22 protein-coding genes are annotated in these 25,212 nt (G+C 64.7%); 13 read left to right on the top strand and 9 right to left on the bottom strand.

Translation table 11 applies throughout. The features are described 5' to 3' along the window. Positions 1-90 precede the first annotated feature (90 nt). On the top strand, positions 91-2,520 hold the full coding sequence (locus ACNKU3_RS00815; RefSeq protein ID WP_418257500.1) for a TonB-dependent receptor: 2,430 nt from the start codon (positions 91-93) through the stop codon (positions 2,518-2,520). 89 nt (positions 2,521-2,609) lie between these two features. Here ACNKU3_RS00815 and ACNKU3_RS00810 read toward each other — a convergent pair whose 3' ends face one another. Both ACNKU3_RS00810 and ACNKU3_RS00805 read right to left on the bottom strand, forming a co-directional pair. Further along, positions 2,610-3,278 (bottom strand): MliC family protein, encoded by a 669-nt coding sequence (locus tag ACNKU3_RS00810; protein ID WP_418257499.1) that lies wholly within the window; start codon positions 3,276-3,278, stop codon positions 2,610-2,612. 29 nt (positions 3,279-3,307) lie between these two features. After that, positions 3,308-4,036 (bottom strand): sulfite exporter TauE/SafE family protein, encoded by a 729-nt coding sequence (locus ACNKU3_RS00805; RefSeq protein ID WP_418257498.1) that lies wholly within the window; start codon positions 4,034-4,036, stop codon positions 3,308-3,310. A 97-nt stretch (positions 4,037-4,133) separates the two neighbouring features. Between ACNKU3_RS00805 and ACNKU3_RS00800 the strand changes: the two genes are divergently transcribed. Then, entirely contained in the window at positions 4,134-4,877 is a 744-nt protein-coding gene (locus tag ACNKU3_RS00800) for a trypsin-like serine peptidase (protein ID WP_418257497.1), read from the top strand. Here ACNKU3_RS00800 and ACNKU3_RS00795 read toward each other — a convergent pair. Beyond that, positions 4,858-5,817 (bottom strand): rhodanese-related sulfurtransferase, encoded by a 960-nt coding sequence (locus ACNKU3_RS00795; RefSeq protein WP_418257496.1) that lies wholly within the window; start codon positions 5,815-5,817, stop codon positions 4,858-4,860. The genes ACNKU3_RS00800 and ACNKU3_RS00795 overlap by 20 nt on opposite strands. Next, positions 5,810-6,142, bottom strand: coding sequence for a BolA family protein (locus tag ACNKU3_RS00790; protein ID WP_418257495.1), 333 nt, complete (start codon positions 6,140-6,142; stop codon positions 5,810-5,812). Before ACNKU3_RS00790 ends, ACNKU3_RS00795 begins: the two co-directional genes overlap by 8 nt. A 123-nt stretch (positions 6,143-6,265) precedes the next feature. Between ACNKU3_RS00790 and ACNKU3_RS00785 the strand changes: the two genes are divergently transcribed. Next, a complete protein-coding gene (locus ACNKU3_RS00785) occupies positions 6,266-7,090 on the top strand; it encodes a hypothetical protein (protein ID WP_418257494.1) in 825 nt (274 codons plus the stop codon). On the opposite strand, the gene ACNKU3_RS00780 is transcribed toward ACNKU3_RS00785, so the two are convergent. Then, positions 7,069-8,481 (bottom strand): ATP-binding protein, encoded by a 1,413-nt coding sequence (locus ACNKU3_RS00780; protein WP_418257493.1) that lies wholly within the window; start codon positions 8,479-8,481, stop codon positions 7,069-7,071. The genes ACNKU3_RS00785 and ACNKU3_RS00780 overlap by 22 nt on opposite strands. After that, entirely contained in the window at positions 8,478-9,161 is a 684-nt protein-coding gene (locus ACNKU3_RS00775) for a response regulator transcription factor (protein ID WP_418257492.1), read from the bottom strand. The genes ACNKU3_RS00780 and ACNKU3_RS00775 overlap by 4 nt, the downstream gene beginning before the upstream one ends. Before the next feature lie 81 nt (positions 9,162-9,242). Between ACNKU3_RS00775 and ACNKU3_RS00770 the strand changes: the two genes are divergently transcribed. Then, entirely contained in the window at positions 9,243-9,710 is a 468-nt protein-coding gene (locus tag ACNKU3_RS00770; RefSeq protein WP_418257491.1) for an RDD family protein, read from the top strand. A 441-nt stretch (positions 9,711-10,151) separates the two neighbouring features. Here ACNKU3_RS00770 and lptG read toward each other — a convergent pair whose 3' ends face one another. Both lptG and lptF read right to left on the bottom strand, forming a co-directional pair. Next, positions 10,152-11,213, bottom strand: coding sequence for an LPS export ABC transporter permease LptG (gene lptG / locus ACNKU3_RS00765; protein ID WP_418257490.1), 1,062 nt, complete (start codon positions 11,211-11,213; stop codon positions 10,152-10,154). Next, entirely contained in the window at positions 11,200-12,309 is a 1,110-nt protein-coding gene (gene lptF / locus ACNKU3_RS00760) for an LPS export ABC transporter permease LptF (RefSeq protein WP_418257489.1), read from the bottom strand. Before lptF ends, lptG begins: the two co-directional genes overlap by 14 nt. Before the next feature lie 86 nt (positions 12,310-12,395). Between lptF and ACNKU3_RS00755 the strand changes: the two genes are divergently transcribed. The 5 genes from ACNKU3_RS00755 to ACNKU3_RS00735 all read left to right on the top strand — a co-directional run bounded on the left by ACNKU3_RS00755 (position 12,396) and on the right by ACNKU3_RS00735 (position 18,705). Then, positions 12,396-13,883: a leucyl aminopeptidase gene (locus ACNKU3_RS00755; RefSeq protein WP_418257488.1), complete on the top strand. Its 1,488-nt coding sequence runs from the start codon at positions 12,396-12,398 to the stop codon at positions 13,881-13,883. Next, positions 13,880-14,299 (top strand): DNA polymerase III subunit chi, encoded by a 420-nt coding sequence (locus ACNKU3_RS00750; protein ID WP_418257487.1) that lies wholly within the window; start codon positions 13,880-13,882, stop codon positions 14,297-14,299. Before ACNKU3_RS00755 ends, ACNKU3_RS00750 begins: the two co-directional genes overlap by 4 nt. Before the next feature lie 683 nt (positions 14,300-14,982). After that, positions 14,983-17,751, top strand: coding sequence for a valine--tRNA ligase (locus ACNKU3_RS00745; protein WP_418257952.1), 2,769 nt, complete (start codon positions 14,983-14,985; stop codon positions 17,749-17,751). A gap of 88 nt (positions 17,752-17,839) precedes the next feature. Continuing rightward, positions 17,840-18,052, top strand: coding sequence for a cold-shock protein (locus tag ACNKU3_RS00740; protein ID WP_418257486.1), 213 nt, complete (start codon positions 17,840-17,842; stop codon positions 18,050-18,052). A 437-nt stretch (positions 18,053-18,489) separates the two neighbouring features. Then, entirely contained in the window at positions 18,490-18,705 is a 216-nt protein-coding gene (locus tag ACNKU3_RS00735; protein ID WP_418257951.1) for a cold-shock protein, read from the top strand. Between the two features lie 71 nt (positions 18,706-18,776). Here ACNKU3_RS00735 and ACNKU3_RS00730 read toward each other — a convergent pair whose 3' ends face one another. Further along, the gene (locus ACNKU3_RS00730) at positions 18,777-19,457 is read right to left on the bottom strand and encodes a TetR/AcrR family transcriptional regulator (protein ID WP_418257485.1); all 681 of its coding nucleotides are present in this window, start codon (positions 19,455-19,457) and stop codon (positions 18,777-18,779) included. Between the two features lie 311 nt (positions 19,458-19,768). Between ACNKU3_RS00730 and ACNKU3_RS00725 the strand changes: the two genes are divergently transcribed. The 4 genes from ACNKU3_RS00725 (at position 19,769) to rapA (ending at position 25,211) form a co-directional block, all read left to right on the top strand. Then, on the top strand, positions 19,769-20,389 hold the full coding sequence (locus ACNKU3_RS00725) for a class I SAM-dependent methyltransferase (RefSeq protein WP_418257484.1): 621 nt from the start codon (positions 19,769-19,771) through the stop codon (positions 20,387-20,389). Between the two features lie 252 nt (positions 20,390-20,641). Continuing rightward, on the top strand, positions 20,642-21,613 hold the full coding sequence (locus ACNKU3_RS00720; protein ID WP_418257483.1) for a LysR family transcriptional regulator: 972 nt from the start codon (positions 20,642-20,644) through the stop codon (positions 21,611-21,613). A gap of 20 nt (positions 21,614-21,633) precedes the next feature. After that, entirely contained in the window at positions 21,634-22,446 is an 813-nt protein-coding gene (locus ACNKU3_RS00715; RefSeq protein ID WP_418257482.1) for a TatD family hydrolase, read from the top strand. Beyond that, complete coding sequence (gene rapA, locus ACNKU3_RS00710) at positions 22,446-25,211, top strand: RNA polymerase-associated protein RapA (RefSeq protein ID WP_418257481.1); 2,766 nt, start codon at positions 22,446-22,448, stop codon at positions 25,209-25,211. The genes ACNKU3_RS00715 and rapA overlap by 1 nt, the downstream gene beginning before the upstream one ends. Position 25,212: the final 1 nt, after the last annotated feature.

Genomic DNA, 25,212 nt, shown 5'->3' with positions numbered 1-25,212 from the left:
ATAGTATTCCGGCTTTCCGAACCAGGCTCGCGATTACCGCAGTAACAACTCCACTAAAAAGAAAGCGAAATAGATTCGAGAGGTAAATCCATGTTCTCCAGAAAGGTACTCCCCGGCGTCATTGCATCGAGCCTGATGCTGCCCGCAATCCCCTCGTGGTCGCAACTCGAGGAAGTCATTGTCACCGCCCGCAAGCGCGAGGAGTCCGTGCTCAACGTCCCTGTGGCCGTTACCGCCTTCTCCGGGGACCAGTTGACCCAGTTCGGCACCGACAACATGTACAGCCTGACCGAGCGGGTGCCCGGCTTCGTCATGGGTACCCAGGTCGGTTCCATCGGCCCCACCCCCTCGCTGCGCGGGATCGGTTCCGGTACCCTCAACCCGACCCTCGACCAGTCGGTCTCCCTCAACGTCGACGGCCAGGGCTTCACCCAGGCGCTGGCCTTCAGCTCCGCGGTTTTCGACATGGCTTCCATGGAAGTCCTGCGCGGCCCGCAGTCCCTGTTCTACGGCAAGAACAGCACCGCCGGCGTCATCTCCATCAATACCATGGACCCGGGCGACGAACTGGAACTCGAATTTACCACCGGCTATGAACCCGAAGCGGAAGAGTGGCTCTACTCCGCCATCGCCTCCGGTCCCATCACCGACACCCTCGGCATGCGGGTCGCGGCCCAGTTCACCGAGATGGAAGGTTTCTTCGACAACGACGGCGTGGGCGACGGCGTCTCCAGCTTCGATCCCAAATACCCGCAGACCCCGAACAAGGAGGAACTGTTTCTGCGCGGCACCCTGGTATGGGAGCCGACCAACAGCTTCAGCGCCAAGCTGAAGGCCAACTACAACAAGACTGATATCGACGGCAACGGCGGCGCCGGCCAGATGATCTCCTGTCCGGACGGCTTCGGCACCAACATCGCCAGCCCGCCGATGGACCCGACCATCGTCGGCACCGTCGGCTATTTCTACGGTACCACCGACGTGCAGTGGTTTACGGACTCGGAGGACTGCAAGCTGGATGAAAGCCTTGCGGTAGTCGACATGAACCCGGACAACCCGCTGTACACCGGTATCCGCAACAACGGCGTACCCTTCTACGACCTCGAGCAGTACTTCGGCAGCCTGCAGCTGGACTGGGAGATTACCGAGAACCTGAGCCTCGCCTCGGTGACCGCCTACGCCGACGCCGAGCACAACGTGATGATCAACGGCGGCCAGTCCGGTTACGCCGGCCCGCTGATCGTGGCGGACACCAACTTCTCCCGCGAGGATTTCACCCAGGAATTCCGCCTGACCTCGAACTACAGCGGCGACTGGAACTTCATGGCTGGCGCCTACTACCAGGACGGCGAGATGGCCAACCGCACCGGCCTGTTCTTCTTCGGCCCGCGGGACAAGGGCTACCTGCCGATCGATATCGAAACCCAGGCCCTTTTTGGCCAGGTGATGTGGCAGGCGCTGGAAAATGTCGAGTTGGCCGCCGGCGCGCGCTGGACCAACGAGGAGCGCGAGTTCAACCCGGTCAACCTGGCCACCGGCGAGGACTTCCCCATCGAGTCCTATGTCACCGACAAGCTGGATGCGGACAACGTGTCACCGGAGTTTTCCATCACCTACACGCCGACCGATACGCTGACCTTCTTTGGCAGTTACCGCAAGGCCTTCAAGTCCGGCTCCTGGGATACGGTGTCCAACCCCCGCGGCTTTGACCTGTCCTTCGAGGACGAGGAAGTGGAAGGCTACGAGGGTGGCATGAAGACCATGCTCGCCGACAGCACCGTCGCCCTCAACAGCTCCGCCTACTACTACGAGTACGACAACCTGCAGGTGGGCGCCAACGAATCCACCCCCGACGGCTTCCTGATCCGGACCCTGAACGCGGCTACCGCCACGGTATGGGGCGTGGACATGGACGTGACCTGGGCGCCGCCGGCGGTCGACGGCCTGGAGCTGTTCGCCGTGGTCAACTACAACAACGCCGAGTACGACAACTTCGACAACGCGCTGTGCTGGGGCGGCCAGACCGCCGCCCAGGGTTGCGACCGCAACCTGGACCCGAATACCGGCCTGTACACTTCCCAGGACCTCTCCGGCCGCGACCTGCTGCGCGCGCCCGAGTGGGGCGCCACCTTCGGCTTCACCTGGGAGAACGAGGTAGCGGACAACATGGTGCTGTCAGTGGGCGCCACGACCCTGTGGTCGGATGAGTACGCCACCAACACCCTGTTGCGCGACGACATGTACCAGGACGCCTATTTCAAGGCCAGCGCCAGTGTCGGCCTGCGCGCCGCAACCGGCGCCTGGGAAGTCCAGTTGATCGGCAAGAACCTGAACGACGAGATCACCTCGGGTAACTGCACCAACTACAACGGCCAGTACAACAACCTGCCCGGCACGGTGATCACCGGCAGCCCGACTGGCGAGGTAGGTATCGGCGGCGTCGACGAGTTGACCTGTATCGCCGAGCGCGGCCGCGAACTCTGGCTGAAAGTGACCATCCGGCCCTCCGCCTGGATGTAAGCGGAACTCCGGGTCCATTGTTACGGTGCAGCTGATCCCTGCGCCGTTTTTTTTTATCTGCCCTGGCGCTCCCGCGACCCGGGACCGGCCTATTCCCAGGGATGGTCGAGGGTCATGCCGCAACCCTGGTAGCGGCGTCCGTCCAGGTCCGCCTCCACCTGCAGCGGGAAGCGCTCACCGCTCATGCTGTCGGCACACTCCGATTCGCTGGCGGTGACTGTCAGGTGCTGGTCGTCCCGCTGGGCGGAATACACCCGCTGACCACCCGTGTGGCTGCTGGTGAAGTCGCGGAACAGAAATTTTGTCGCGCCGTAATCGGCGACAAAGAGCAGGCTGTCCCCTTCGCGCACCTCCACGTGCCAGCCCGGCTCATTGCCGATGGCGCGAAAATCGATCATCCGCCGGCGCGCGTCCTCCCAGGGCACACGCCGCGGATTCAGTTTGCAGGCCCGGTAGCGTTCATCGCCGAGGTCCAGGGTGGCCTCGTCGCCCTTGCTCCAGAAGACCATATCCCCCTCCTCGTAGCGGGCTCCGGAGCCGCTGCGCGCCTGGGACAGCACCGCATAGCGATCCTCCACCCACAGCGCAATCTCCCCCGGACCGGTGCGGGCGATGAAGTCGCCGCGATCGCACTCGTAGACCAGGGTCCTGCCGGTGGTGCGGGTGACCTCGCTCGCCGCACCCGACTCCTCTTCAGCCGAGGACGCGCAGGCGGTGACCAGGGCAAGTGACAGGATTATCGACAGGGGTTTGAGCATGGGCCAGTCTCTCCGAAGGGGCGCTTGCATCAGGGCCAGGGAATGGCCAAGACTATCATGCGCAGGGCCAGCAGTGTCATAAGCCACCTGAACCAGCGGCTGAAATCGTACGCTGGAATACGCCAGCGCAGGCGGGTGCCCAGCCAGGAGCCGGCGGAAACCGCCAGCGCGAGGCCCGCCAGCAGCGGCAGCAGGCCCTGGAAACTGAAGCCCAGCAGGACAAAGGCCGCCGTGCGGAAGGCGTGGTTGATGCACATGGACACCCCGGTATTGACCACCAGCCAGTCGCGCTCGCGCCTGATCCGCGACAACACGGTAGCGCCCAGCGGCCCGGTGGCCCCCACCACCATCCCCAGTCCGGTCTGGTAGAAGCCCAGCAGGAACAGGCTGCCGCGGCCGCTGGCACGCATATGGGGCAGTGGCACCCAGGTCATGACCAGTATGAACAGGCCGATCAGCCCGGTCAGCAGGTCCCCCGCCAGGACGCGGTAAACACCACTGCCCAGGGCGGCCCCGGCAAATGCCCCCAGCAGCATCGGCGGCACCAGGCGCCACTCGATGTGCCGCCAGTCGAACAGCACCCGGCTGGCATTGCTCACCAGTTGGGTTACGGCGTGCACCGGCAACAGCGCGCTGGCGGGCAGCAGGCCCGGCATGCAGGCCAGCAGCAGCATGCCCCCGCCCATACCGACCGTCGCCGCGAGCGTCGAGGTCAGGAAGGCGAAGGCCAGCAGGATGGTTTGCGCCTCGCTCAGCATCGGGTTGCCGGATCTCCTCTAACACCAGGACAGGACTCTACAGTACCCGCCAATTGTGGCAAGCTGCCCGACCAATCACACCGGCGGGAAAGCGACATTGCGCACACCATCCCCACTGCTACCGGCCCTGCTGTTGCTGGCGGCGTTGTTGCCGCGCCCGGCGCCCGCCGGCGAGGACCCGCGCCTGGTCTACGACGCGACCTCCCCGGAATGGTTGCGGGCGGTGGGCAAACTGGTGGTACCCGGCGTGCGTTACCGGGATGGCTACGGCAGCCACCGGCGGGAAAACTGCAGCGCGACGCTGGTGGGGACTCCCGGCAGCCGACGGGCGGATACCCTGGTCACCGCGTGGCATTGCCTGGAGGATTATCGCGACCTGAGCCGCCCCATCACCGTCACCCTGCGCAGCAGTAGCGGCGCAGCGATTACCCGGGAAGCCCGGCGGGTAGCCGACGGCGGCGGCATGTACGCCGACTGGGCCGTCCTGAAACTGCTCCAGGCGGTGGAGCGCAGCGAAGTCGCCCCCCTGCCGGTTCACCTCGACCTCGCCGACCAGGCACTGCCGGTCACCATGGCCGGTTTCTCCGCGGACGCGGGTCTCGGCGCGGGCGGCGAGATTCTCACCTACGACCCCGATTGCCGCATCACCCGGCAGGAACGACGCGAGAGCGAAAGCGACTGCCGCGCTTTCAAGGGCGCCTCCGGGGGCGCGGTCATCCAGCTGGACGGGGACGGCGCCGCGCGGATTTGCGGCGTCATCTCCCGTGGCGACAGCGCCTCGGTGAGTTACTTCGTTCCACTGCAGCGCTTCCGCAGCGAACTCAATCGTTTCCTGGACTAGATCCGGCTGACTTGCGCTGGCGTTCGGGGGGCGGCGCACCGACGTGGCTTTCACCGCGCAGGGCGGCCAGTTCCACCTGCCGCTGGCGTTCGCTGAAGCGCTCCGCACGGTCCGCGGTGAGGCTGCTGTGGCAGTGGGGGCAGCTCACGCCCTTGACGTAGTGCTCGGACAACTTGTCTTCCTCGGTGATCGGCCGCCGGCAGGCGTAGCACTGGTCGTAAATACCCTTTTCCAGCTGCTGGTTGACCGCCACCCGGTTGTCAAAGACGAAACACTCGCCCTCCCAGGTGCTTTCCTCCGCAGGAACTTCCTCGAGGTACTTGAGGATGCCGCCCTCCAGGTGATAGACCTCCTCGAAACCCTGCTCGAGCATGAAGGCGCTGGCTTTTTCGCAGCGGATGCCGCCAGTGCAGAACATCGCCACCTTGCGCTGCTTGCCCGGGTCGAGATGGGCTTTCACGTAGTCGGGAAATTCGCGGAAGGTGGTCAGGTGCGGGTCGACGGCGCCGCGGAAGGAACCGATGGCGTACTCGTAGTCGTTGCGGGTGTCGAGTAACAGGACCTCCGGGTCATTGACCAGCGCGTTCCAGTTCTCGGGCTTGACGTAGGTGCCGACCACCCGGTTGGGATCGATACCCTCAACGCCCATGGTGACGATCTCGCGCTTGAGCTTGACCTTCATGCGGTAGAAGGGCATCTCGATATCGTAGGATTCCTTGTGGTCGAGGGCCGCCAGGCGCGGATCCGCGCGCAGGTAGGCCAGCACCCGGTCGATGGCCTCGCGGCTGCCGGCGATGGTGCCATTGATGCCTTCGCGGGCCAGCAGCAGGGTGCCTTTGGTACCCGCCGCCAGGCACTCTTCCAGCAGGGGTTCGCGCAGCTCGTGGAAATCCTCGAGGGCGACGAAACGGTACAGTGCGGCGACGACGACTTCAGTCATGCTTGCCGCCCTCACCCTTGGAACCGCCCAGGCATTGGGGCGAGGCCGGCGAGTCGCCGCCGCGCTGCTGCCACTCCTCCGGCGTGTAGGTGTGCAGGGCCAGGGCGTGAACCGGCCCCGCGATCTCTTCGGCGAGCGCGCCGTAGACCGCCTGGTGGCGGGCCACACTGCGCTTGCCGTCGAACTGCGCGCTGACCAGGGTGACCTTGAAATGGGTCTCCGAGTTGGGCGGGACACTGTGCATGTGGCTCTCGTTGACCACTTCCAGCAACTGGGGCTGGAGTGCCGCGGACAGCTTGTCTTCGATAGTCTGCTGGACGTTCATGGGGTACCTCGTTTTCGGGGCCGCCATTATACCCGAGCCGCCGCCGCGCTGCCTGTGCCCGCGTTGCAGACCCGGAACCGCCGATAGGGCTATACTGGACCCAGCAAGCAGGGGAAAACAGCCATGGAACCGCTCTATAACATCTATTTTGCGGGCGAGGTACTGGAGGGACAGGACAGGTCCACGGTACGCGCCCGGCTGGCCACGTTGTTCAAGGCCAACGACGCCGCGCTGGACAAGCTGTTCAGTGGCAAGCCACAGCTGGTCAAGCGCGACTGCGACAAGGACACCGCACTGAAATACAAGAAGGCCATGGAACAGGCCGGCGCCAAACCCCTGATCTCCAGTGCCAAACCCGCCGCGGAGCCGGCCGCCGAGCCCGCCCCCGCGCCGCGTGCACTGAGCGCGGCCGAGCGCATCGCGGCGCTCGCCAATGCCCCGGATGTCAGCGCCGCTGCAGCGCCGGCCCCCGCGCGGGAAGCCGCCCGGGCGACAGAACCGGCCCCCGCAGGCGACGGAGGTGATGGGCTCCGCGCGCTGCCCACCGGCGGAGAACTGCTCCGGCCCAGTGAGCGCAGCCAGCCCGAAGCGGTGGCGATCGACATTTCCGCCCTCTCCGCCGAGGGTAACTACGGCCGCCTCGCGGCTGTCGCACCGCCGCCGCCACCGCCGCCGGCTACCGCCCACCTGTCGATGGGCGAAGTCGGCGAAACCATCCCGACCCTGCCTCCCCAACACGCCCCGCTGTCGCCGGATATCAGCGCCCTGGCGCTGTCACCGGAGGGCACGGATTTTTCCGACTGCGCCCTGCCGGATGCGGAAATCCCGGAGCTGGACCTCTCCGGGATCGACCTCGCAGCCGAGGGCAGCGACATGCTGGAAGCGCAATACCGGCAGCAGCGGGCAGTCGCGCCGCCGGCGACAGATCACCTCTCGGTGGAGGAATAGGGCAGGTTAATCACCACTCGCAGGCCGGGCTGGTTATCCCTGAGATCGACTGAACCGCCGTGGTAGTGCGCCACCGCCTGGGCCATGCTGAGGCCGAGGCCGTGGCCGGGCTGCGCCGAGCGGCTCGGGTCCACGCGGTAGAAACGCCGGAATACATCCTTCCAGTGCTCGGCGGATATCCCCGGGCCGGTATCCGCAATGACGACGCTGTGGGGCCGGTCCTCGGCATGGCTGACCGCCAGCGAAACTTCCACCGACCCCTCCCTGGGCGTGTACTTGATAGCGTTGTCGATGACATTGGCGAACAGCTGGAACAGCAGGTCGACATCGCCCCGGGTAAGCGCTTCCTGCTCGGGCTGGACCAGGTTGAGGTTGATGTTCTTTTCCTGCGCCAGGGGTTCGTAGAGCTCCACGGCATCGCGCAGGACGCGGCCGAGGTTCACCTGCCGCTTGCCACTGTAAAAACTGCCGGATTCCAGGCTGGAGATGCGCAGCACCGCGTTGAATGATTGCAGCAGGTGGTCGCATTCGCCGATCAGGCCATCGACCTCCTGCTGGCGATCGCCCGGCAGGCTGTCGCGCAGCCGCACCAGCTGGTTGCGCAGGCGTCCCAGCGGCGTGCGCAGGTCGTGGGCGATATTGTCGGAAATCCCGCGGATACCCTGCATGAGTGATTCGGTCTGGTCCAGCATGCCGTTCATCAGCCGCGCCAGGGTCACGACTTCCCCGGACTCGGCACTGGCGTCGAGGCGCTGGGAGGGATCGCCGCGAATGATCCGGGACATTTCCCGGCCCAGCCATTCCACCCGCTCCATACTGCGTTTTGCCGCGAGGTAACCGCCAATCAGGCCGAGCACAATGGTCATCAGCATGGCCTGGGCCAGCGTCACGAATACCAGCCGGCCGCTGAAGACCACCGACTGGTAGTCGCGGGCGACGATGGCGCGGTTGCCGTCGCCGAGATCGGCCATGCGCGCGAGAAAGTCCACGTCGACGGATTCCCCCCACTGCAGCAAACCGAGCTCCAGGTAGAACCAGCCGTCGTCGAACATGCGGTAATTGGTCGCTTCCGGCAGGTCGCCGCCGACCCGCTTGCCCGCCCCGTCGACGATCAGGTAGTGGAAGCGGTCGAGCAGGTGGGCGTCGCGCTGGTCCTTCATGTACTGGAACACACCCGCGAGACCCTCCCCGTTATAGACCAGCTGCAGGGTTTCCTGTTCATCGACGATACTGCTGGAGAGCTCGTTGAAGTAGCGGTAACTGTAGAGCCCGTAGAGCAGCAGGGTGAGCACCAGCACCGTGGCGGTGAGCACCAGCAGGTACTTCACCCCGTAGCGGAAGGTGAGACTGCGCAGTACCTGGCGGAATTGCCCGGCCTGTAATTCGCTCACCGGCCCTCCGGACCGAGCCGGTATCCAGCTCCGCGGACGGTCTGCAACAGCGCCTCGTCGAACTCGCGGTCGATCTTCTGCCGCAGCCGCGAGATATGCACGTCGATGACGTTGGTTTGCGGATCGAAGTTGTAACCCCAGACCTGCTCCAGCAGCATGGTCCGGGTTACCACCTGGCCGGCGTGGCGCATCAGGTATTCGAGCAGGCGGAATTCCCGGGGCTGCAGCGGGATGACCTGGCCCTGGCGGGTCACCTGCTGCTGCAGCAGGTCCATGTGCAGGTCCTGCACCTGGAGTTTGGTCGGGGTATCCGCCGGCGCGCTGCGCCGGCGCATGAGCACTTCCAGCCGCGCCAGCAACTCGTCGATGGAGAAGGGTTTGACCAGGTAGTCGTCCGCCCCCACCTGCAGGCCGCGCACCCGCTCGTCGACATCGCCGAGGGCGCTGAGCACCAGTGCCGGCGTATCCTTGCCGCACCGCCGCAGTTCCTGCAGCAGGTCGAGGCCGCCGCGACCCGGCAGCATGCGGTCGATCACCCAGAGGTCGAAATCGCCCTCCATCGCCGCGCTGTAGCCGCTGTCGCCGTCACCGCAGTGGGTGCAGTCGAAATTGGCTTTTTCCAGTTCGCTGCGGATGAACTCGGCGGTCGACTGGTCGTCTTCTATCAGTAGTACATGCATATCCGCTTCCACTTGCTGGTCGGCAATTTAGCACGCCGCAGCACTCCGACAAAATCTGCGGACTGGGGTAGAATGCCGCCCATGAATACGCCACCGCCCTCTCCCTCGCTGCTGCGGCACCTGCTGGCCATGGTCTATGACGCCCTGTTGGTCATCGCCCTGGTTTTCGTGGTCTACGCGCTGGCACTGGGCATCCAGGTGGCGCTGACAGACGGCAAACAGGAGGTATTGTCGCCGGTGGTCGGGCGCATCCTCTTCGTCGTATGCACCACGGGTTTCTACTGCGCTTTCTGGTGGCGCAGCGGACAGACGCTGGGCATGCAGACCTGGCGCATAAAACTGGTCAGCAGCGACGGCGGCAGGCTGCGCGTCGGCCAGCTGCTGCTGCGCTGTGCGGGGGCGGCTGTGTCCTTCGTGTTCCTCGGCCTGGGCTACCTGTGGAAGCTGGTGGACCGCAATGGCCGCTACTGGCATGACTACCTGTCCGGCACACAGCTGGTGTTGTTGCCGAAGTCGAGCCGCGACTCGCGTAAAGAGTCTGATAGTTAGATCGCAGTTACCTGCACTTTATCGGGGAGCCCAGGCTTTTGGTGAATATGGGGTCCGGGGCAGATTGCCGAGCGCGACCCGGTACATGCCCGCTGGAACACGCCAAAAAGCGCACATCCCTGTGCAGGCTCGGGCGGCGACGTCCTGTCGCCGCACGGTTCCAGCGGGCATGTACCGGCTCACACTCTACCTTTCGCGCATTTTCCAAACCCACACGCTGCGGCAAGTTGGACAAGACAGGCTCTCAGCGCAGTCATCCCGGGATTTCCGGAATCTGCTTTTCGCCGGTTTTCCCATGGCTCGACCTCACGCGCAACGAGGGTTTCCATCCCGCACTGCACCCACGGCGAGTTAAAGCGCTCTCGAGCCGTGGGGGCAGTGCGGGATCGAAGTCCGGATCGAAACTGTCGTAACCGAATTCACGTTAACCAAAAAAACTCTTCAACGAGCCCGGCGCAAAAGAACCAGTCCCGCCACCAGGCAAACCACAATCGGCACAAGGGCCGCATACAAGGGGTGGAAGCCGAACACCAGGCTGGCGGGGCCGAGCAGGTCCTGGCTGGTGCGGAAGGCAATGGCGACGATCACGCCGGCGAAGATGCGGAAGCCCACGGTGCCGTCGCGCAGGGGGCCGAAGATAAACGAGATCGCCACCAGTACCAGCGCGCTGATCGCCAGCGGCTGCAGCACCTTGCGCCAGAGGGCGAGCTGGTAGTCTTCCGATTCCATGCCCTGACTCTGCAGGTAGAGGCTGTAGCGGTAGAGGTCGGCGAGGGAGAGCTGCTCCGGTTCCACCACCACCAGGGCCAGCAGGTCGGGAGTGATGCCGGTCTCCCACTGCAGTTGGTCGTAGCGCTCGCGGGTGGTTTCCCAGCTGCTGAAATGGGTGCGCACGACGTCTTCCATGCGCCAGTAATCCCCGTGGAAAGTGGCCCGGCGGGCGCGCAGCGCGCTGGCCATACGCCGCTGCCCGTCGAACTGCAGGAGCACGATGCCGTGGACGACGCCCCGGGGTTCGAGGGCGTTGAAATGCAGGAAGGTATTGCCCTCGCGATTCCAGATGCCGTGGCGGCCGGAGAAGGCTTCGCCGGGGTTTTGCGCGAGGGCGCGCCGGGTCTCGCCGATCTGGTCGGTTTTCGGCGCCACCAGGTCGCCGAGGACGAAGCCGACCAGCGCGACCAGCAGGGCGGGCTTCAGGGCCATCCAGACCAGCCTGCCGGTGGAGACACCGGCCGCCCGCATGACGGCCAGTTCGCTGGAGCTGGCCAGTTGTCCCAGTCCCAGCAGGCAGCCGATCAGGGCGGCGAAGGGGATGTACTCGTAGCAGCGCCCGGGCAGGGTCAGGGCGATATACGCGGCAATCTGCGCGAAGCCGTAGGTGGCGGAGGCGTCATCGGCCTCGTCGATGAAGGCGGCGATGGCGTCCAGCCCGACGATCACCGCCAACACCAGGCCGATGGCGGCCAGCACGGTCCAGCCTATATAGCGATCAAGCCCGCGCACGCAACGCGCTCCTTTGCCGCCAGGCGCTGCGCAGGCGGCCGCCGTAGAGCAGGCCCAGCGCCAGTAGCAGGAAGGCCGCGTGCACCAGCCACAGTCGCAGCGGTTCAGCGCCATCTTCGGCGACCGCGCTGCGCATGCGGGTCAGCAGCACCAGGTAGCCCAGGTAGATCAGGAAGGCCGGGACCATCTTGATATAGCGGCCGCGGCGGTGATCGGTACGGCTCATGCAAAAGGCGATGACGGCGACAATGGGCACCATCACCGGGATGGAGAGCCGCCAGTGCAGGGCGGCCACATCCTCGGGCGTGGCGGAGCGCAGCAGGGCCGCGGTGGAACGTCCGTCCACCGGGTCGGCGGCGCGGATGCCGTCCTCGGGATCGGGGATCAACTCGCCGTAGCGATCGAAGCTGGACACCCGGTAGTCGAGGTCGCCGGGGTATCCGCTGTAGCGGACGCCGTCGCGCAACTCCAGGTAGCGCGCGCCGGTCTCGGGATCGAAACGCACCTCACCCTCGCGGGCGACCGTCACCTGCATGCGCAGCCTGCCGCGCTCATCGGGGCCGCCCTCGGAGAGGAAGACGTCGTGCATGAGGCCGTCGGCATCCACGCCCTGGGCATAGGTCACCAGGTTGCTGCCGCGCCGCGACTGGAAACGTCCCGCCGCCACCGCGTTCAGGCCCTGGGAGGATTCCGGTGCGTGCAACAGGGCCTCCGAGTGCCTGGCGCCCATTGGCGTGACCCACAGGCTGAAGCTGCCGACGACGACGAGGACCAGCGCGGCGGGCAGCAGGGTGTAGAGCGCGAGGCGGGAGGGACTGACACCGCAGGCACTCAGGACCACCATTTCACTTTCCACGTAGAGCCGGCCGTAGGCCATCAGAATGCCGATAAACAGGCCCAGCGGCAGGATCAGCTCGAGGAATCCCGGCAGGCGGTAGAGCATGACCGGCAGCAGGATGTCCGAGGCCAGGTCGCCGGTGGCGGCCTCCGCAAGGTACTTGACGAAACGGCCGCTGAAGATAATCACCAGCAACACGAAACTCACCGCTACGGTGTGGGTGAGTACATCGCGTGCCAGGTAGCGAAGAATTTTCATTGCCGGGAGGAGAAAGCAGGGTTGCGGTTCAGTTTATGGGCGCAACATCATACACTACGCCAACATTTACCGTGAGGAATTCCCGAATGAGCGGCCTGACCCTTACTGCGCGCGCCGTAAGCGACGCCACCACCGTCCGCACCCAGTGCGCCGTAGTTCCCGTGTTCTCCGGCGAAGCCCTGCAGGGTGCCGCCAAGGCACTCGACAGCGCCGGCGGCGGGTCGCTGTCGGCGACCCTGAAACTGGAAGATTTCAGCGCCAAGCGCGGCCAGAGCACACTGCTGCCGGGCGCCGCCAAAGCCCAGCGCATCCTGCTGGTCGGCTGCGGCAAGCGCGGCGATTTCGACCGCGTCGCTGCGCGCGAATTTGCCCGCACCGTATACAGCGCACTCAACGGGACCACCGCGAAGGACGCGCTGGTCCTGCTCGACGACCTCAGCGTGCACGACGCCACCGCCGAATGGCTGCTGGAAACCCTTGCCCGTTCGCTGGCGACCGGCGCCTACCGCTACACCGAGACAGTATCCGAACCCCAGCCCGCACTGACGGTCAGCAAGGTGACCGTGAGCTCCGTGCTCGGCAAGGGGCCGGCGCAGACCGCACTGGACGCGGGCGCCGCCACCGCCTCCGGCATCAACACCGCGCGCAACCTCGCCAACCTGCCCGCGAACATCTGCACCCCCAGCTACCTCGCCCAGCAGGCGCGCAAACTGGCCCGCGGCAACAGCAAACTGACCGTGCAGGTCGTCGATGAAAAGCAGATGCGCGAGCTGGGCATGCATTCGTTTCTCTCGGTCACCGCGGGCACTGCGGAGCCGGCGCGCCTTATCATCATGAACTACAGCGGCGGCCGCAAGTCGGACAAGCCCTACGTGCTGGTCGGCAAGGGCATCACCTTCGACAGCGGCGGCATCTCCATCAAGCCCGCCCTGAAAATGGACGAGATGAAATTCGACATGGGCGGCGCCGCCAGTGTCCTCGGCACCATGACCGCCGTCACCGAAATGGCCCTGCCGCTAAACGTCATCGGTGTCATCGCCGCCGCGGAAAACATGCCCAGCGGCACCGCCACCAAGCCCGGCGACGTGGTCAGGAGCATGTCCGGCAAGACCATCGAGATCCTCAACACCGACGCCGAGGGCCGGCTGGTGCTCTGCGACACCCTCACCTACGTCGAGCGCTTCAAGCCCGAAGCGGTCATCGACATCGCCACCCTTACCGGCGCCTGCGTGGTCGCCCTCGGCTCACACGCCAGCGGCCTCTACAGCAATACCGATGAACTCGCCGACGCCCTGCTGGCCGCAGGCACCGAGGCCCACGACCGGGCCTGGCGCATGCCCCTGTGGGACGACTACACCAAGCAGCTGCAAAGCAACTTTGCCGATCTCGGCAACATCGGCAGCGCCGGCGGCGGCAGCGTCACCGCGGCCTGCTTCCTCTCCGAGTTCACCAAGAACTATTCCTGGGCCCACCTCGACATCGCCGGCACCGCCTGGGATGCCGCACCCAAGTGGGCCACCGGCCGCCCGGTCGGCCTGCTGACCCGCTACCTGATCGACCGCGCCGGCAAGTGACCCGGGTCGGCTTCTACGTCATCCAGGCGGCTGGCCCCGGCCAGCGCCTGAATGTCGCCGCCCGGCTCGCCGACAAGGCCTTCGCCCAGGGCCACCGCATCTTCATCAACGCGGCGGACCGCGACCAGGCCCAGGCGCTGGACTCCCTGCTCTGGAGCTTCCGCCCCGCCAGTTTCCTGCCCCACGCCCTGCTCGGCGAGGACACCGGCGAACCAATCCTCATCGGCTGGGGCCAGGAACCCGCCAACCACAACGACCTGCTGATCAACCTGCAGCTGCAACCGCCGCCGTGGTTCTCGCGCTTTGGCCGGGTGGCGGAGGTCGTCACCCAGGATGCGGAATCGCTGCCGGCGATGCGGGCGTCGTGGAAGATGTACCGCGAGCGCGGCTACCAGCTGGAAAAGCACGATCTCTGATTTTTTCTGCCTCTCCAGTGGGGACGTATCATTCCCACATTTCAATACGCCAACACACCTTGTAGATCGGTGCCTCTTTGAAACCACAGTGGTAGTTGGTAGTTTCGATACCGGCACGGCCACGGGGTGTGGCCTCCCGAAAAACGCAAAAGCGCCATCCATGGCAGCTCGGCTTCCCGGAGCGCCGGCCGGGCCCTCCATGGCCTCAGACGTTTTCGTGAGGCCACACCCCGCGTCCATACCTGCTCCGTGCCATACGAATAGCTGCAGCAGACCAGGAAATCACACCTCTACGATAATGGCCGGAAGGTATTCGCTGGCAAGGGATCAGGGACATCGGCTCGCCTACGCCTCACCGGGGCGTCCGAGGACATGGATGTCCGAGGCCGAGCCTGCACATGGATGTGCGCTTTTTGGCGGTCCCGGGGAGGCGTAGGCGAGTCGAGGGCCCGGCCTACGAAGCTCCTTCCCGTAGAAGGCAGTGAGGCCGATGGCCCGGCTTACAAAGCACCATCCCGGAAGAGGCGGCGGACCAGATAGCGCGGGTTATACAGCACAATCCCCAAAGCACAATGGAAAGACGCTCGGAGCTACGAATTCCAGAGAACAACCCGTCGCTACAAAGCCCCCGCCGCATGGCTTATAATCGCGCCCCTTTCAAGAAACCGTCAGACACCCAGACCATGGACAAGACCTTCCAGCCCGCCGACATCGAGACCCGCTGGTACCAGGAGTGGGAAAGCAAAGGCTATTTCGCGCCCCAGGGCGGTGACAACGCCTTCAGCATCATGATCCCGCCGCCCAACGTCACCGGCAGCCTGCACATGGGCCACGGCTTCCAGAACGCGATCATGGACGCCCTGATCCGCTATCACCGCATGCGCGGCGACAACACCCTGTGGCAGCCGGGTACCGACCATGCCGGCATCGCCACCCAGATGGTGGTGGAGCGCCAGCTGGAAGCGCAGGGCGTCAGCCGCCACGATCTCGGCCGGGAGAAATTTACCGAGAAGGTCTGGGAGTGGAAGGCGCAATCCGGCGGCACCATCACCCGCCAGCTGCGCCGCCTCGGCGCCTCGCCGGACTGGTCCCGCGAGCGTTTTACGATGGACGAGGGCCTGAGCGCCGCCGTGCAGGAAGTGTTTATCCGGCTGTACCGGGAGGGACTGATCTACCGCGGCAAACGCCTGGTGAACTGGGATCCGGTGCTGCACACCGCCATCTCCGACCTCGAGGTGGTATCCGAGGAGGAGAACGGCCACCTGTGGCATTTCCGCTATCCGCTCGCCGGCGGCGAGGGTCACCTGACTGTCGCCACCACCCGCCCGGAGACCATGCTCGGCGACTCGGCGGTGGCGGTGCACCCGGAGGACGAGCGCTACGCCCACCTGATCGGGCGCATGGTCGAGCTGCCGCTCACCGGCCGGGAGATTCCGGTAATCGCCGACGATTATGTGGACCGCGAGTTCGGCACCGGCTGCGTGAAAATCACCCCGGCCCACGATTTCAACGACTACGAGATGGGCAAGCGCCACGGCCTGCCGATGATCAACATCCTCGACGACGATGCGGCCATCGGCGGCGAGGCGCCGGCAGCCTATGTCGGCATGGACCGGTTCGCGGCGCGCAAGCAGATCGTCGCCGACCTCGACGCGCTGGGCCTGCTGGAGAAAATCGACGACCACAAACTGAAGGTGCCGCGCGGCGACCGCTCCGGTGTAGTGATCGAGCCCTACCTTACCAACCAGTGGTACGTGGACGCCCGCGCCCTCGCCGGCCCGGCCATCGAGGCGGTGGAAAACGGCTCGGTCAAATTCGTGCCGAAAAACTACGAGAACATGTATTTCAGCTGGATGCGCGACATCCAGGACTGGTGCATCAGCCGCCAGTTGTGGTGGGGACACCGCATTCCCGCGTGGTACGACGAGGCCGGCAATTTCTACGTCGGCGCCTCCGAGGCGGCGGTTCGCGCGGAGCACGGCATCGCCGCCGATGCCGCCCTGCGCCAGGACGAAGACGTGCTCGATACCTGGTTCTCCTCGGCCCTGTGGACATTCTCCACCCTGGGCTGGCCGGAGGAAACGAAGGAACTGGAAATCTTCCACCCGACCTCGGTGCTGGTCACCGGCTTCGACATCATCTTTTTCTGGGTCGCCCGGATGATCATGATGACCCTGCATTTCCGCAAGGAAGTTCCCTTCGAGACGGTCTACGTCACCGGCCTGATCCGCGACGAGGAAGGCCAGAAGATGTCCAAGTCCAAGGGCAACGTACTGGACCCCATCGACCTGATCGACGGCATCGACCTCGAAAGCCTGGTGAGCAAGCGCACCGCCGGCATGATGCAACCGCAACTGGCAGCGAAGATCGAAAAGGCCACGCGCAAGCAGTTCCCGGAGGGTATCGCCGCCTACGGCACCGACGCCCTGCGCTTTACCTTTTACTCGCTGGCCTCCACCGGACGGGACATCAAGTTCGACATCGGCCGGATCGAGGGCTACCGCAATTTTTGCAACAAGATCTGGAATGCCGCCCGCTACGTGTTGATGAACTGCGAGGGTGAAGATTGCGGCCAGGATGCGTCGCTGCCCTGCGAACTGAGCCTCGCTGACCGCTGGATCATCGGCAAGCTGCAGGAAGCCGAAGCGGAAGTCGCCCGCTGTATCGACAATTACCGCTTCGACCTCGCCTCGCAGGCGATCTACGAATTCATCTGGAACGAATACTGCGACTGGTACCTGGAACTGTCCAAGCCGGTGCTCTGGGACGACCATGCCAGCGAGGCGGCCAAACGCGGCACCCGGCGCACCCTGATCCGGGTACTGGAGACCTGGTTGCGCCTGCTGCACCCGCTGATGCCGTTTATCACCGAGGAAATCTGGCATACCGTGGCACCACTCGCCGGCAAATCCGGCGCGACCATCATGCTGCAGCCCTACCCGGCGAGCAACAAGGACGCTATGGACACTGCCGCAAACGCGGATATAGAATGGCTCAAGGGTGTAATTGTGGGCATCCGGAACATTCGTGGGGAAATGAACATTGCTCCGGGTAAAGCACTCAACGCCCTGCTGCGGAACGGCGGCGACGAAGATAAACGCAGATTGCAAGAAAACGCCCCGTTCCTGAGGAAACTGGCCAAGCTGGAAGAAATCAGCTGGCTGGAATCTGGCGAGGCGGCTCCGGCCGCCGCTACGGCTCTGGTCGGCGAACTGGAAATTCTGGTTCCCATGGCTGGCCTGATCGACAAAGACGCCGAAGTGGCGCGCCTTGCAAAGGAAATGACGAAGCTGGAAAAAGACCTGGCGCGTCTTGCAGGCAAGTTGAACAACGAGTCGTTCGTCGGAAAAGCTCCCGCTGACGTGGTGGAAAAAGAGCGGGAGAAGTTGCAGGCACAGGAACTGGCAATGCAGAAACTGCAGGAACAACTCCAACGCATCCAGTCGCTGTAGCCGCCTCGGCAGAAAAAGTTTCAAGCCCGGCTGTCCTCACCGGCGTCCGGGCATAATAAAAGCAATAGGCAATACCGAGGAAAGTGGTATGAGTGATCGTGTAAACGGCACGGTAAAATGGTTTAACAACGCCAAGGGCTTTGGTTTTATCACCCGTGAAGAAGGCGATGCAGATATCTTCGTTCATTTTCGTTCCATACAGGGCGATGGGTATCGCACCCTGAACGAAGGCCAGCAAGTGGAATTCAACCTGGTGGAAGGCCCCAAGGGCCTGCAGGCGGAAAACGTCCTCAAGCTGTAGTTCTCGCCAGGAGGTGCGGCCCGTCCACTGACGCCACCGCACCTCGAGAAAAAAATCCGGTTTTCCAACGACAGGCTGGAGGTGTCCGGTATGTCTGTCGCCCGTGTTTTTATGCGCAGACTGTGCACCAGTAGCCACCAGGCCAAAACGCCGGGCATTCAATCCTGTCCCGGCTTCGCCACCACCCGCCGGAAATCTGACTTGCCCGGCTTCGCCATAATAAAGAGGACCCCATGCACATTATCGTTCGCCTGTTGATCAGCCTTGCCGTCGCCGCCCTCGCCTGGGCCGCGATCAGCCTGGTACCCGGCATCCCGCCCGTCGCCGCCCTGTTTGCCGCAACCATCCTTACCGCCCTGTTAACCTCGTTCAACCCCCCCCCTGCAAGCAGCGACCGCGCCAGCGGCGCTCCCGCAGCCGCGCCAGCGCCAGCGCCCATAGCGGATGGCCCGCGCGAGGAAGGCGCCGTCAAATGGTTCAATGTCTCCAAGGGTTTCGGGTTTATCACCAAGGACAGCGGGGAAGAAATATTTGTCCACTTCCGCTCGATTCGCGGCGATGGCCACCGTTCGCTGCGCGACGGGCAGCGCGTCAGTTTTATCGAAGCCCAGACCGACAAGGGCCCTCAGGCAGAGGATGTGATTCCACTCTAGGAAACAGCAGGAGTAGGCCAGTTGCCTGGCCGTCGGCAGCGAGGGGTGCCGGGGAACGGACCGCGAGAACCTCAGGTCGTGGTCGCGCGGGCCGGGTTGCCTGTGCTCTGGGCGTAATTCTGCTGCCAGTAGGCAGCGATCATTACAGCGCCCTCTTGCAGGATCGCCTGCGCTTCGCGCGGATCGCTCTCCAGCGCTGACTCGACGATCCCGCAGGCCATGTCCACGGTAAGGCGCGCCTGCACTTCCAGCTGAGGCGTGACGTCGATCGCCAGCCACTGCGCCATCATCTGCACCAGGTACCGCGCGGCATTGCGGCGCGACGATGCGCGGTGTTCGCGCAGTGGCGCCATGGCCCTCAGGGCGTTGAATACCTCGATGCCCGCGGGGTCCTCGCGGGTAGTCTGGTAGATCACGCCCAGTCCTTCCCCGACCCTGGGCAGCAGCCCCCCCAGGCCGTGCTCCGAGACCACGCCGGACATCCAGCACTGGAAAGCGCTGTTCTGGCGCTGCATAAGGTCTACGCCCAGCGCATGGATCACCGCGTACTTGTTGGGGAAGTAACGATACAGGGCGGGCACCGTGACACCGGCGCGCTCGGCAATCAGGTTGGTCGAAATCCGCTCGACGCCGACCTCTACCAGCAATTCGGCCGCCGAGGCGAGAATCGTCTCGTAGGTCTTCTTGGCGCGCGCCTGCCGTGGCAGCTGCTTGGCGACCAGTTCTATTTCCCGAATCTCCTGCTGTTCCATTCGATCCCCCGCCAGCCCGGCCCACGGGACCGGCATCGATGTGGTCCGCGAATCATACCCCAGCGAACCGGGAACGCTCTAGCGCGTGAAATGGGCTGTAATAAATCCGTTTTTAGCCCCGAAATATGACAATTCGATGACACGCCTGACATCGGCAACGGGAAAGGACTACAATCCCGTTACGGTTTTCGCGCTGTTTGCCGCGCAAGGCCACTCCACTCTGACAACCCGCAACAACTCCCCACCACGCGGCGCAACCGCAGCGACCAGCGGGAATTGGACGGGTTTCACGCGACACGAAGGAAACTGATTTGGCCAATTCAAGCCGCACCGAACACCGCTTTCGCGGCGTGCGGATGCCCACAGCGTCCCACCCCGCCATCCGCCGCCTGAAACGCCAGGGCTACGAGCCCTCGATTCACGGCAACAAACTGTGGAAGTCCAGTGCGCTGATCATCGATTACCTGAAGCAGAACCCGCCGCCGGACTGCCGCCGGGTCCTCGACGTCGGCTGTGGCTGGGGGATCGCGGGGATCTGGTGCGCGAAAAAACTGGGCGCCAAAGTGACTTCGGTGGATGCGGACCCGGACGTGTTTCCCTACCTGCAGGCCGCCGCCGACCTCAACGGCGTCGAGACCACCCACCTGGTGTCGCGCTTTGAAAAGCTGAGCACGAAGCAACTGGCCAAATTCGACCTGATGATAGCGGCCGATGTGTGCTTCTGGGACGAACTGGTAAATCCGGTGACCAACCTGGTCAACCGCGCGGTCAAGGCGGGCGTCAAGCAGATCCTGATTGCAGATCCCGAGCGGCCGCCGTTTTTCGAGATCGCCGAACGCTGCGCGCAGAAACACTGCGCCGAGGTCGTCGAGTGGCGCACCCGGGGGTCAGTGGAAGCCAGCGGCGCCATCATGGTGCTGGAAAACGCCTGAGCCCCGCCCGCTGCGCCACAGGTTGCGCGCTGGCGCACCACTTTTCGACCGGGCATAAAAAACCCGCCTTGCGGCGGGTCGAAAAAGAAAACTCAATTGGACCTGGATAGGGGCGCCTCAGCGCTCGCCTTGCGGCGTGCTCCCCGGCGCCGGGGTTGGGGTATCGAGTCAGGGTAAATAGTAATGCCGAACTTGATATGCTTCCAATGCATTTTTATCATACTCAACATGAATGAGATTCATGTATAGCCAATGGATACCCGAGACCTCGCACGTATAGATCTTAACCTGTTGATTGCATTACAGGTTTTACTGGAGGAAGGCAGCGTCTCCAGGGCCGCGGAGCGGCTGTACATCACCCAGCCCGCCATGAGTAAAACCCTGACGCGGCTGCGCTCCCTGTTCAACGACCCCCTGTTTACCCGCAGTAGCCACGGCATGCAGCCCACGCCGCGGGCCCAGGAACTGGCCCGCAGCCTCAGCGACATCCTCGGCAACATCCGCCAGCTGGTGGCCGGGGAAAAGTTCGACCCCGCCAGCGTCAACACGGAAATCACCATCGCGCTCAGCGAATATATCGGTGTGACACTGCTGCCGACCCTCGCCGAGCGCCTGCAACGCCAGGCGCCGCGCCTGCGGCTGCGTATCGTCACCCGGGTGGAAAACCAGCTGGAGCAACTGGCCCTGGGCAATCTCGATTTCGCCCTGCACATCAACCAGTCCCACTACGGCCCCGCCTACCGCCTGCTGCCACTGGGCGGCAGCCCACCGGCTATCCTGGTGCGGGAAAACCACCCGCTGTGCAACAGCGCTTTCGGCATCGAGGACCTGGCGGATTACCCCTGTATCCGCCTGTATGTCTCGGACCGCGAGCACGCCGAGGAGCGCAGCGTGCTGGAGATCGTCGACCGCATGTCCCACCCGGGCCAGGGCGCGCTGGAGATCTCCCACCTGATGACCGCGATCGAGGTGCTGCGCAGCACCAACTACTATATGTTCGGCCCCTCCTACCTGACCCAGAACGAGAAGCTGAGCCAGGGAATCACCGCGCTGCCCCTGCCGACGGACGAGCAATATTCCGTGGAATATTCGCTCGTCGCCCACCAGCGCACGGAAAATTCCCCGCTGCATAACTGGCTATGGGAGCAGATCAGCGATACCATCCGCGACCTGCGGCCGGCACCGCCGCGCAAATTGCGCCAGCGCGTTCCAGCAACGAGGTAAACGAGCCAACCACCGTCACCATGAGCAAGCAGCAGCGCCGCGAAATCCCCCGTTTCGAGACACCGATTTTCGAGACCCACTGCCACCTGGATTATCTCGACGAGGACGCCCTGGGCGAGACCCTGCAGCGCGCCAGCGACGTGGGCGTGGAAAAAATCATTACCATCGCGGTATCGCCCGGCAACCTCGACCGGGTCCGGCAGCTCACCCGCCAGGCCGGGCATATCTGGGGTACCCAGGGCATTCACCCCCACGAGGCGGCGCACTATGACGATGCCGTGGATTCCCGTATCCGCGATGCGCTGGCCGACGAGCGCCTGCTCGCGGTAGGCGAGATCGGCCTCGATTACTACTACGACCACGCCGACCGGGCGGTACAGCGGGAGGTCTTCGAGCGCCAGCTGCAAATTGCCGTCGACCTCGACCTGCCGGTGGTCATCCACACCCGCGAGGCGGACGACGACACCCGCGCCATCCTCGCCAATTTCAGCGATCGCCTGTCGCGCAAGGGCGTGATCCACAGCTTTACCTCGTCGCTGGCGCTGGCCGAATATTGCCTGGGCGAGGGCTTTTCCCTGGGCTTCAACGGCATCGCCACCTTCAAGGCCGCCGACAATGTACGCGAAGTGATCGCGGCCACACCGCCGCAACAGGCCCTGCTGGAGACCGACTCGCCCTACCTGACCCCGGTGCCCTACCGCGGCCGCCCCAACGCGCCCTGCTACCTGCCCTTTGTTGCCGAGCAGGTCGCCAGTTGCCTGAACCTGCCGGTGGAGGAACTGCTCGATCACGCCTGGCGCAACAGTCACCGGTTGTTTTTCGGAGATACCTGATGGAATACCAGATCGGACAGCGCTGGGTCAGCCACGCCGACGCACAACTCGGTCTCGGCGTGGTCGTCGCGACAGAGGGCCGCCGGGTAACCCTGAGCTTTCCCGCAGTCGGCGAAGAGCGCACCTACGCCACCGACAACGCCCCGCTGACCCGCCTGCGCTTCAAGGCGGGCGACCACATCAGCACCGTGGAAGCTGTGGAACTGGTCGTCACTGCGGTGATCGAGCGCCAGGGCCTGCTGATGTACACCGGCCTCGACCATCACGAGCAGGAAGTGACCGTTTCCGAACTGGAACTGGACGCCTTCGTCCAGCTGACCACGCCCCAGCAGCGCCTGCTCAACGGCCACTTCGACAAGAACGCCGACTTCGCCCTGCGCGTGGCCACCTTCAGCCACCTGCAGCGCCTGCAGACCAGCCCCGCGCGCGGCCTGCTCGGCTCCCGCACCAGCCTGCTGCCGCACCAGGTCTATATCGCCGGCGAAGTCGGTGGACGCCACGCGCCCCGGGTCCTGCTGGCGGACGAGGTCGGCCTGGGCAAGACCATCGAGGCGGGGATGATCATCCAGCAGCAACTGCTCACCGGTCGCGCCAGCCGGGTGCTGATCCTGGTTCCGCCCTCCCTGCTGCACCAGTGGCTGGTGGAAATGCTGCGCCGCTTCAACCTGCACTTTGCCCTGTTCGACGCCGAACGGGTGGCGGAGAGCGGCGCATCGGGCAACCCCTTCGAGAGCGAGCAGCAAATCCTCTGCAGTACCGAACTGTTCCTCGAGCAGCCGGATCTGCAGGCGCTGGCGACCGGCGTTCCCTGGGACCTGGTCGTGGTCGACGAGGCGCATCACCTGCACTGGTCGCCGGAATCCGCAGGCGATGACTACCGCTTCGTGGAAACCCTGGCGGGCAGCAGCGCCGGACTGCTGCTGCTGACCGCGACCCCGGAACAGGTGGGCCGGGCCAGCCACTTCGCCCGCCTGCGCCTGCTCGACCCGGCGCGCTTCCACGACCTCGACGCCTTCCTCGCCGAAGAGCAGGACTACCGCGCGCTGAGCGACATGGCCGACGCCATCGAGGCCGGGGAGATTCCCGACAACCTGCCCGAGGGCATGGACCCCGACCAGCCCGCGGATGTACTGGTCACCCAGTTGCTCGACCGCCACGGCACTGGCCGGGTACTGTTCCGCAATACCCGGGCGGCGGTACAGGGCTTTCCCGCACGCGTATTGCACCGCTACCCCCTGCCGCAACCGGAGGAATACGCCCACGCCGAGCTGCCCCTGGAAGAGCGCCTCTACCCGGAGTCGCCCTGGCTGGACGACAGCTGGCTCAAGTTCGACCCGCGGGTCGACTGGCTGGTGCGCAAGCTGAAGGAACTGCAACCGGCGAAGGCCCTGGTGATCTGCGCCCGCGCGGAAACCGCGGTCGCCCTGGAGCACCACCTGCACCTGCGCGCCGGCATCCGCTCCACCGCATTCTACGAGGGGCTGTCGATCCTCGAGCGCGATCGCGCCGCTGCCTACTTCGCCGACGAAACCGGCGGCGCGCAGACCCTGGTCTGCTCGGAAATCGGCAGCGAGGGGCGCAACTTCCAGTTCGCCCACCACCTGATCCTCTTCGACCTGCCACTGAACCCCGACCTGGTGGAACAGCGCATCGGCCGCCTCGACCGCATCGGCCAGCGCGAGGACGTGCAGATTCACCTGCCCTACCTCGAGGACAGCGCCCAGCAGACCCTGGTGGAATGGTATGACCGGGGCATGGACCTGTTCCGCGACAGCTGTTCCGCCGGGCACATGATTTTCAGCCGTTTCGAGGACCGCCTGCTGCCGCAGCTGGAAAAGCGCGATGCAGGTTTCGACGCCCTGCTCACCGACACCGCGGAGTTCACCCTGCAGACCCGCGCGGAACTGCGCGAGGGCCGCGACCGCCTGCTGGAGCGCAACTCCTGTCGCCGGGAGATCGCCGACGCGCTGATCGCGGATATCGAGGCGATGGAGGCGGACGATTCACTGGAGCAGTATCTCGAGGCGCTGTGCGAGGCCTATGGCGTCGACACCGAGTTCCACTCCGAGCGCAGTCTGGTCCTGCGCCCCTCGGAACACATGCTCACCGGCCACTTCCCCGGCGTCACCGACGAGGGCACCACGGTGACCTTCAGCCGCGACAAGGCGCTGGCCCGCGAGGATATCGAGTTCATCAGCTGGGAACACCCGATCATCCAGGAAGCGATGGACATGGTGCATTCCACCGAGCTCGGCAACGCCGCTATCGGCACCATCAAGCTCAAGGGCGTGCCCGCCGGCACCATGCTGCTGGAAGCCCTGTACACGGTGAACTGCGTGGCGCCGAAGTCGCTGCAGGTCGACCGCTTCCTGCCGGTGACGCCGCTTCGCCTGCTGGTGGACGCGCGCGGCAAACAGCTCGCCGGACTGGTGCCCCACGAGCGCCTCAACAACCTGATCGAACGGGTCAAGAAACCCACCGCCCTGGCGATCATCAAGCAGGTGCACCAGGAAGTCGATGCGAAGATGGCCCTGGCCAACGCCCACGCCGAAACCCGCGTCCGGGAAGTGCTGGCGCAAGCCGAGTCGCGGATGCGCGCCGAACTGGGATCCGAACTGGCGCGCCTGGAGGCACTGCAGGCGATCAACCCCGCGATTCGCAGCGAGGAACTCGACCACCTGCGCTACCGCATCGAGGAGTGCGCCCTGCACATCCAGCACGCCAACCTGCAGATGCAGGCGCTGCGCCTGATTATCACTACCTGAC

Source organism: Haliea sp. E17, from assembly GCF_048323675.1.
GTDB lineage: Bacteria > Pseudomonadota > Gammaproteobacteria > Pseudomonadales > Halieaceae > Mangrovimicrobium.
Note: the sequence above shows the minus strand (reverse complement) of the source record. Positions and strands in the feature narration are given on the sequence as shown.

Excerpts from the sequence above, each read along its gene's own strand:
- ACNKU3_RS00815 (WP_418257500.1), top strand. The coding sequence starts at position 91 with ATGTTCTCCAGAAAGGTACTCCCCGGCGTCATTGCATCGAGCCTGATG.
- ACNKU3_RS00810 (WP_418257499.1), bottom strand. The coding sequence starts at position 3,278 with ATGCTCAAACCCCTGTCGATAATCCTGTCACTTGCCCTGGTCACCGCC.
- ACNKU3_RS00805 (WP_418257498.1), bottom strand. The coding sequence starts at position 4,036 with ATGCTGAGCGAGGCGCAAACCATCCTGCTGGCCTTCGCCTTCCTGACC.
- ACNKU3_RS00795 (WP_418257496.1), bottom strand. The coding sequence starts at position 5,817 with ATGACTGAAGTCGTCGTCGCCGCACTGTACCGTTTCGTCGCCCTCGAG.
- ACNKU3_RS00790 (WP_418257495.1), bottom strand. The coding sequence starts at position 6,142 with ATGAACGTCCAGCAGACTATCGAAGACAAGCTGTCCGCGGCACTCCAG.
- ACNKU3_RS00785 (WP_418257494.1), top strand. The coding sequence starts at position 6,266 with ATGGAACCGCTCTATAACATCTATTTTGCGGGCGAGGTACTGGAGGGA.
- ACNKU3_RS00775 (WP_418257492.1), bottom strand. The coding sequence starts at position 9,161 with ATGCATGTACTACTGATAGAAGACGACCAGTCGACCGCCGAGTTCATC.
- ACNKU3_RS00770 (WP_418257491.1), top strand. The coding sequence starts at position 9,243 with ATGAATACGCCACCGCCCTCTCCCTCGCTGCTGCGGCACCTGCTGGCC.
- lptF (WP_418257489.1), bottom strand. The coding sequence starts at position 12,309 with ATGAAAATTCTTCGCTACCTGGCACGCGATGTACTCACCCACACCGTA.
- ACNKU3_RS00755 (WP_418257488.1), top strand. The coding sequence starts at position 12,396 with ATGAGCGGCCTGACCCTTACTGCGCGCGCCGTAAGCGACGCCACCACC.
- ACNKU3_RS00745 (WP_418257952.1), top strand. The coding sequence starts at position 14,983 with ATGGACAAGACCTTCCAGCCCGCCGACATCGAGACCCGCTGGTACCAG.
- ACNKU3_RS00740 (WP_418257486.1), top strand. The coding sequence starts at position 17,840 with ATGAGTGATCGTGTAAACGGCACGGTAAAATGGTTTAACAACGCCAAG.
- ACNKU3_RS00730 (WP_418257485.1), bottom strand. The coding sequence starts at position 19,457 with ATGGAACAGCAGGAGATTCGGGAAATAGAACTGGTCGCCAAGCAGCTG.
- ACNKU3_RS00720 (WP_418257483.1), top strand. The coding sequence starts at position 20,642 with ATGGATACCCGAGACCTCGCACGTATAGATCTTAACCTGTTGATTGCA.
- ACNKU3_RS00715 (WP_418257482.1), top strand. The coding sequence starts at position 21,634 with ATGAGCAAGCAGCAGCGCCGCGAAATCCCCCGTTTCGAGACACCGATT.
- rapA (WP_418257481.1), top strand. The coding sequence starts at position 22,446 with ATGGAATACCAGATCGGACAGCGCTGGGTCAGCCACGCCGACGCACAA.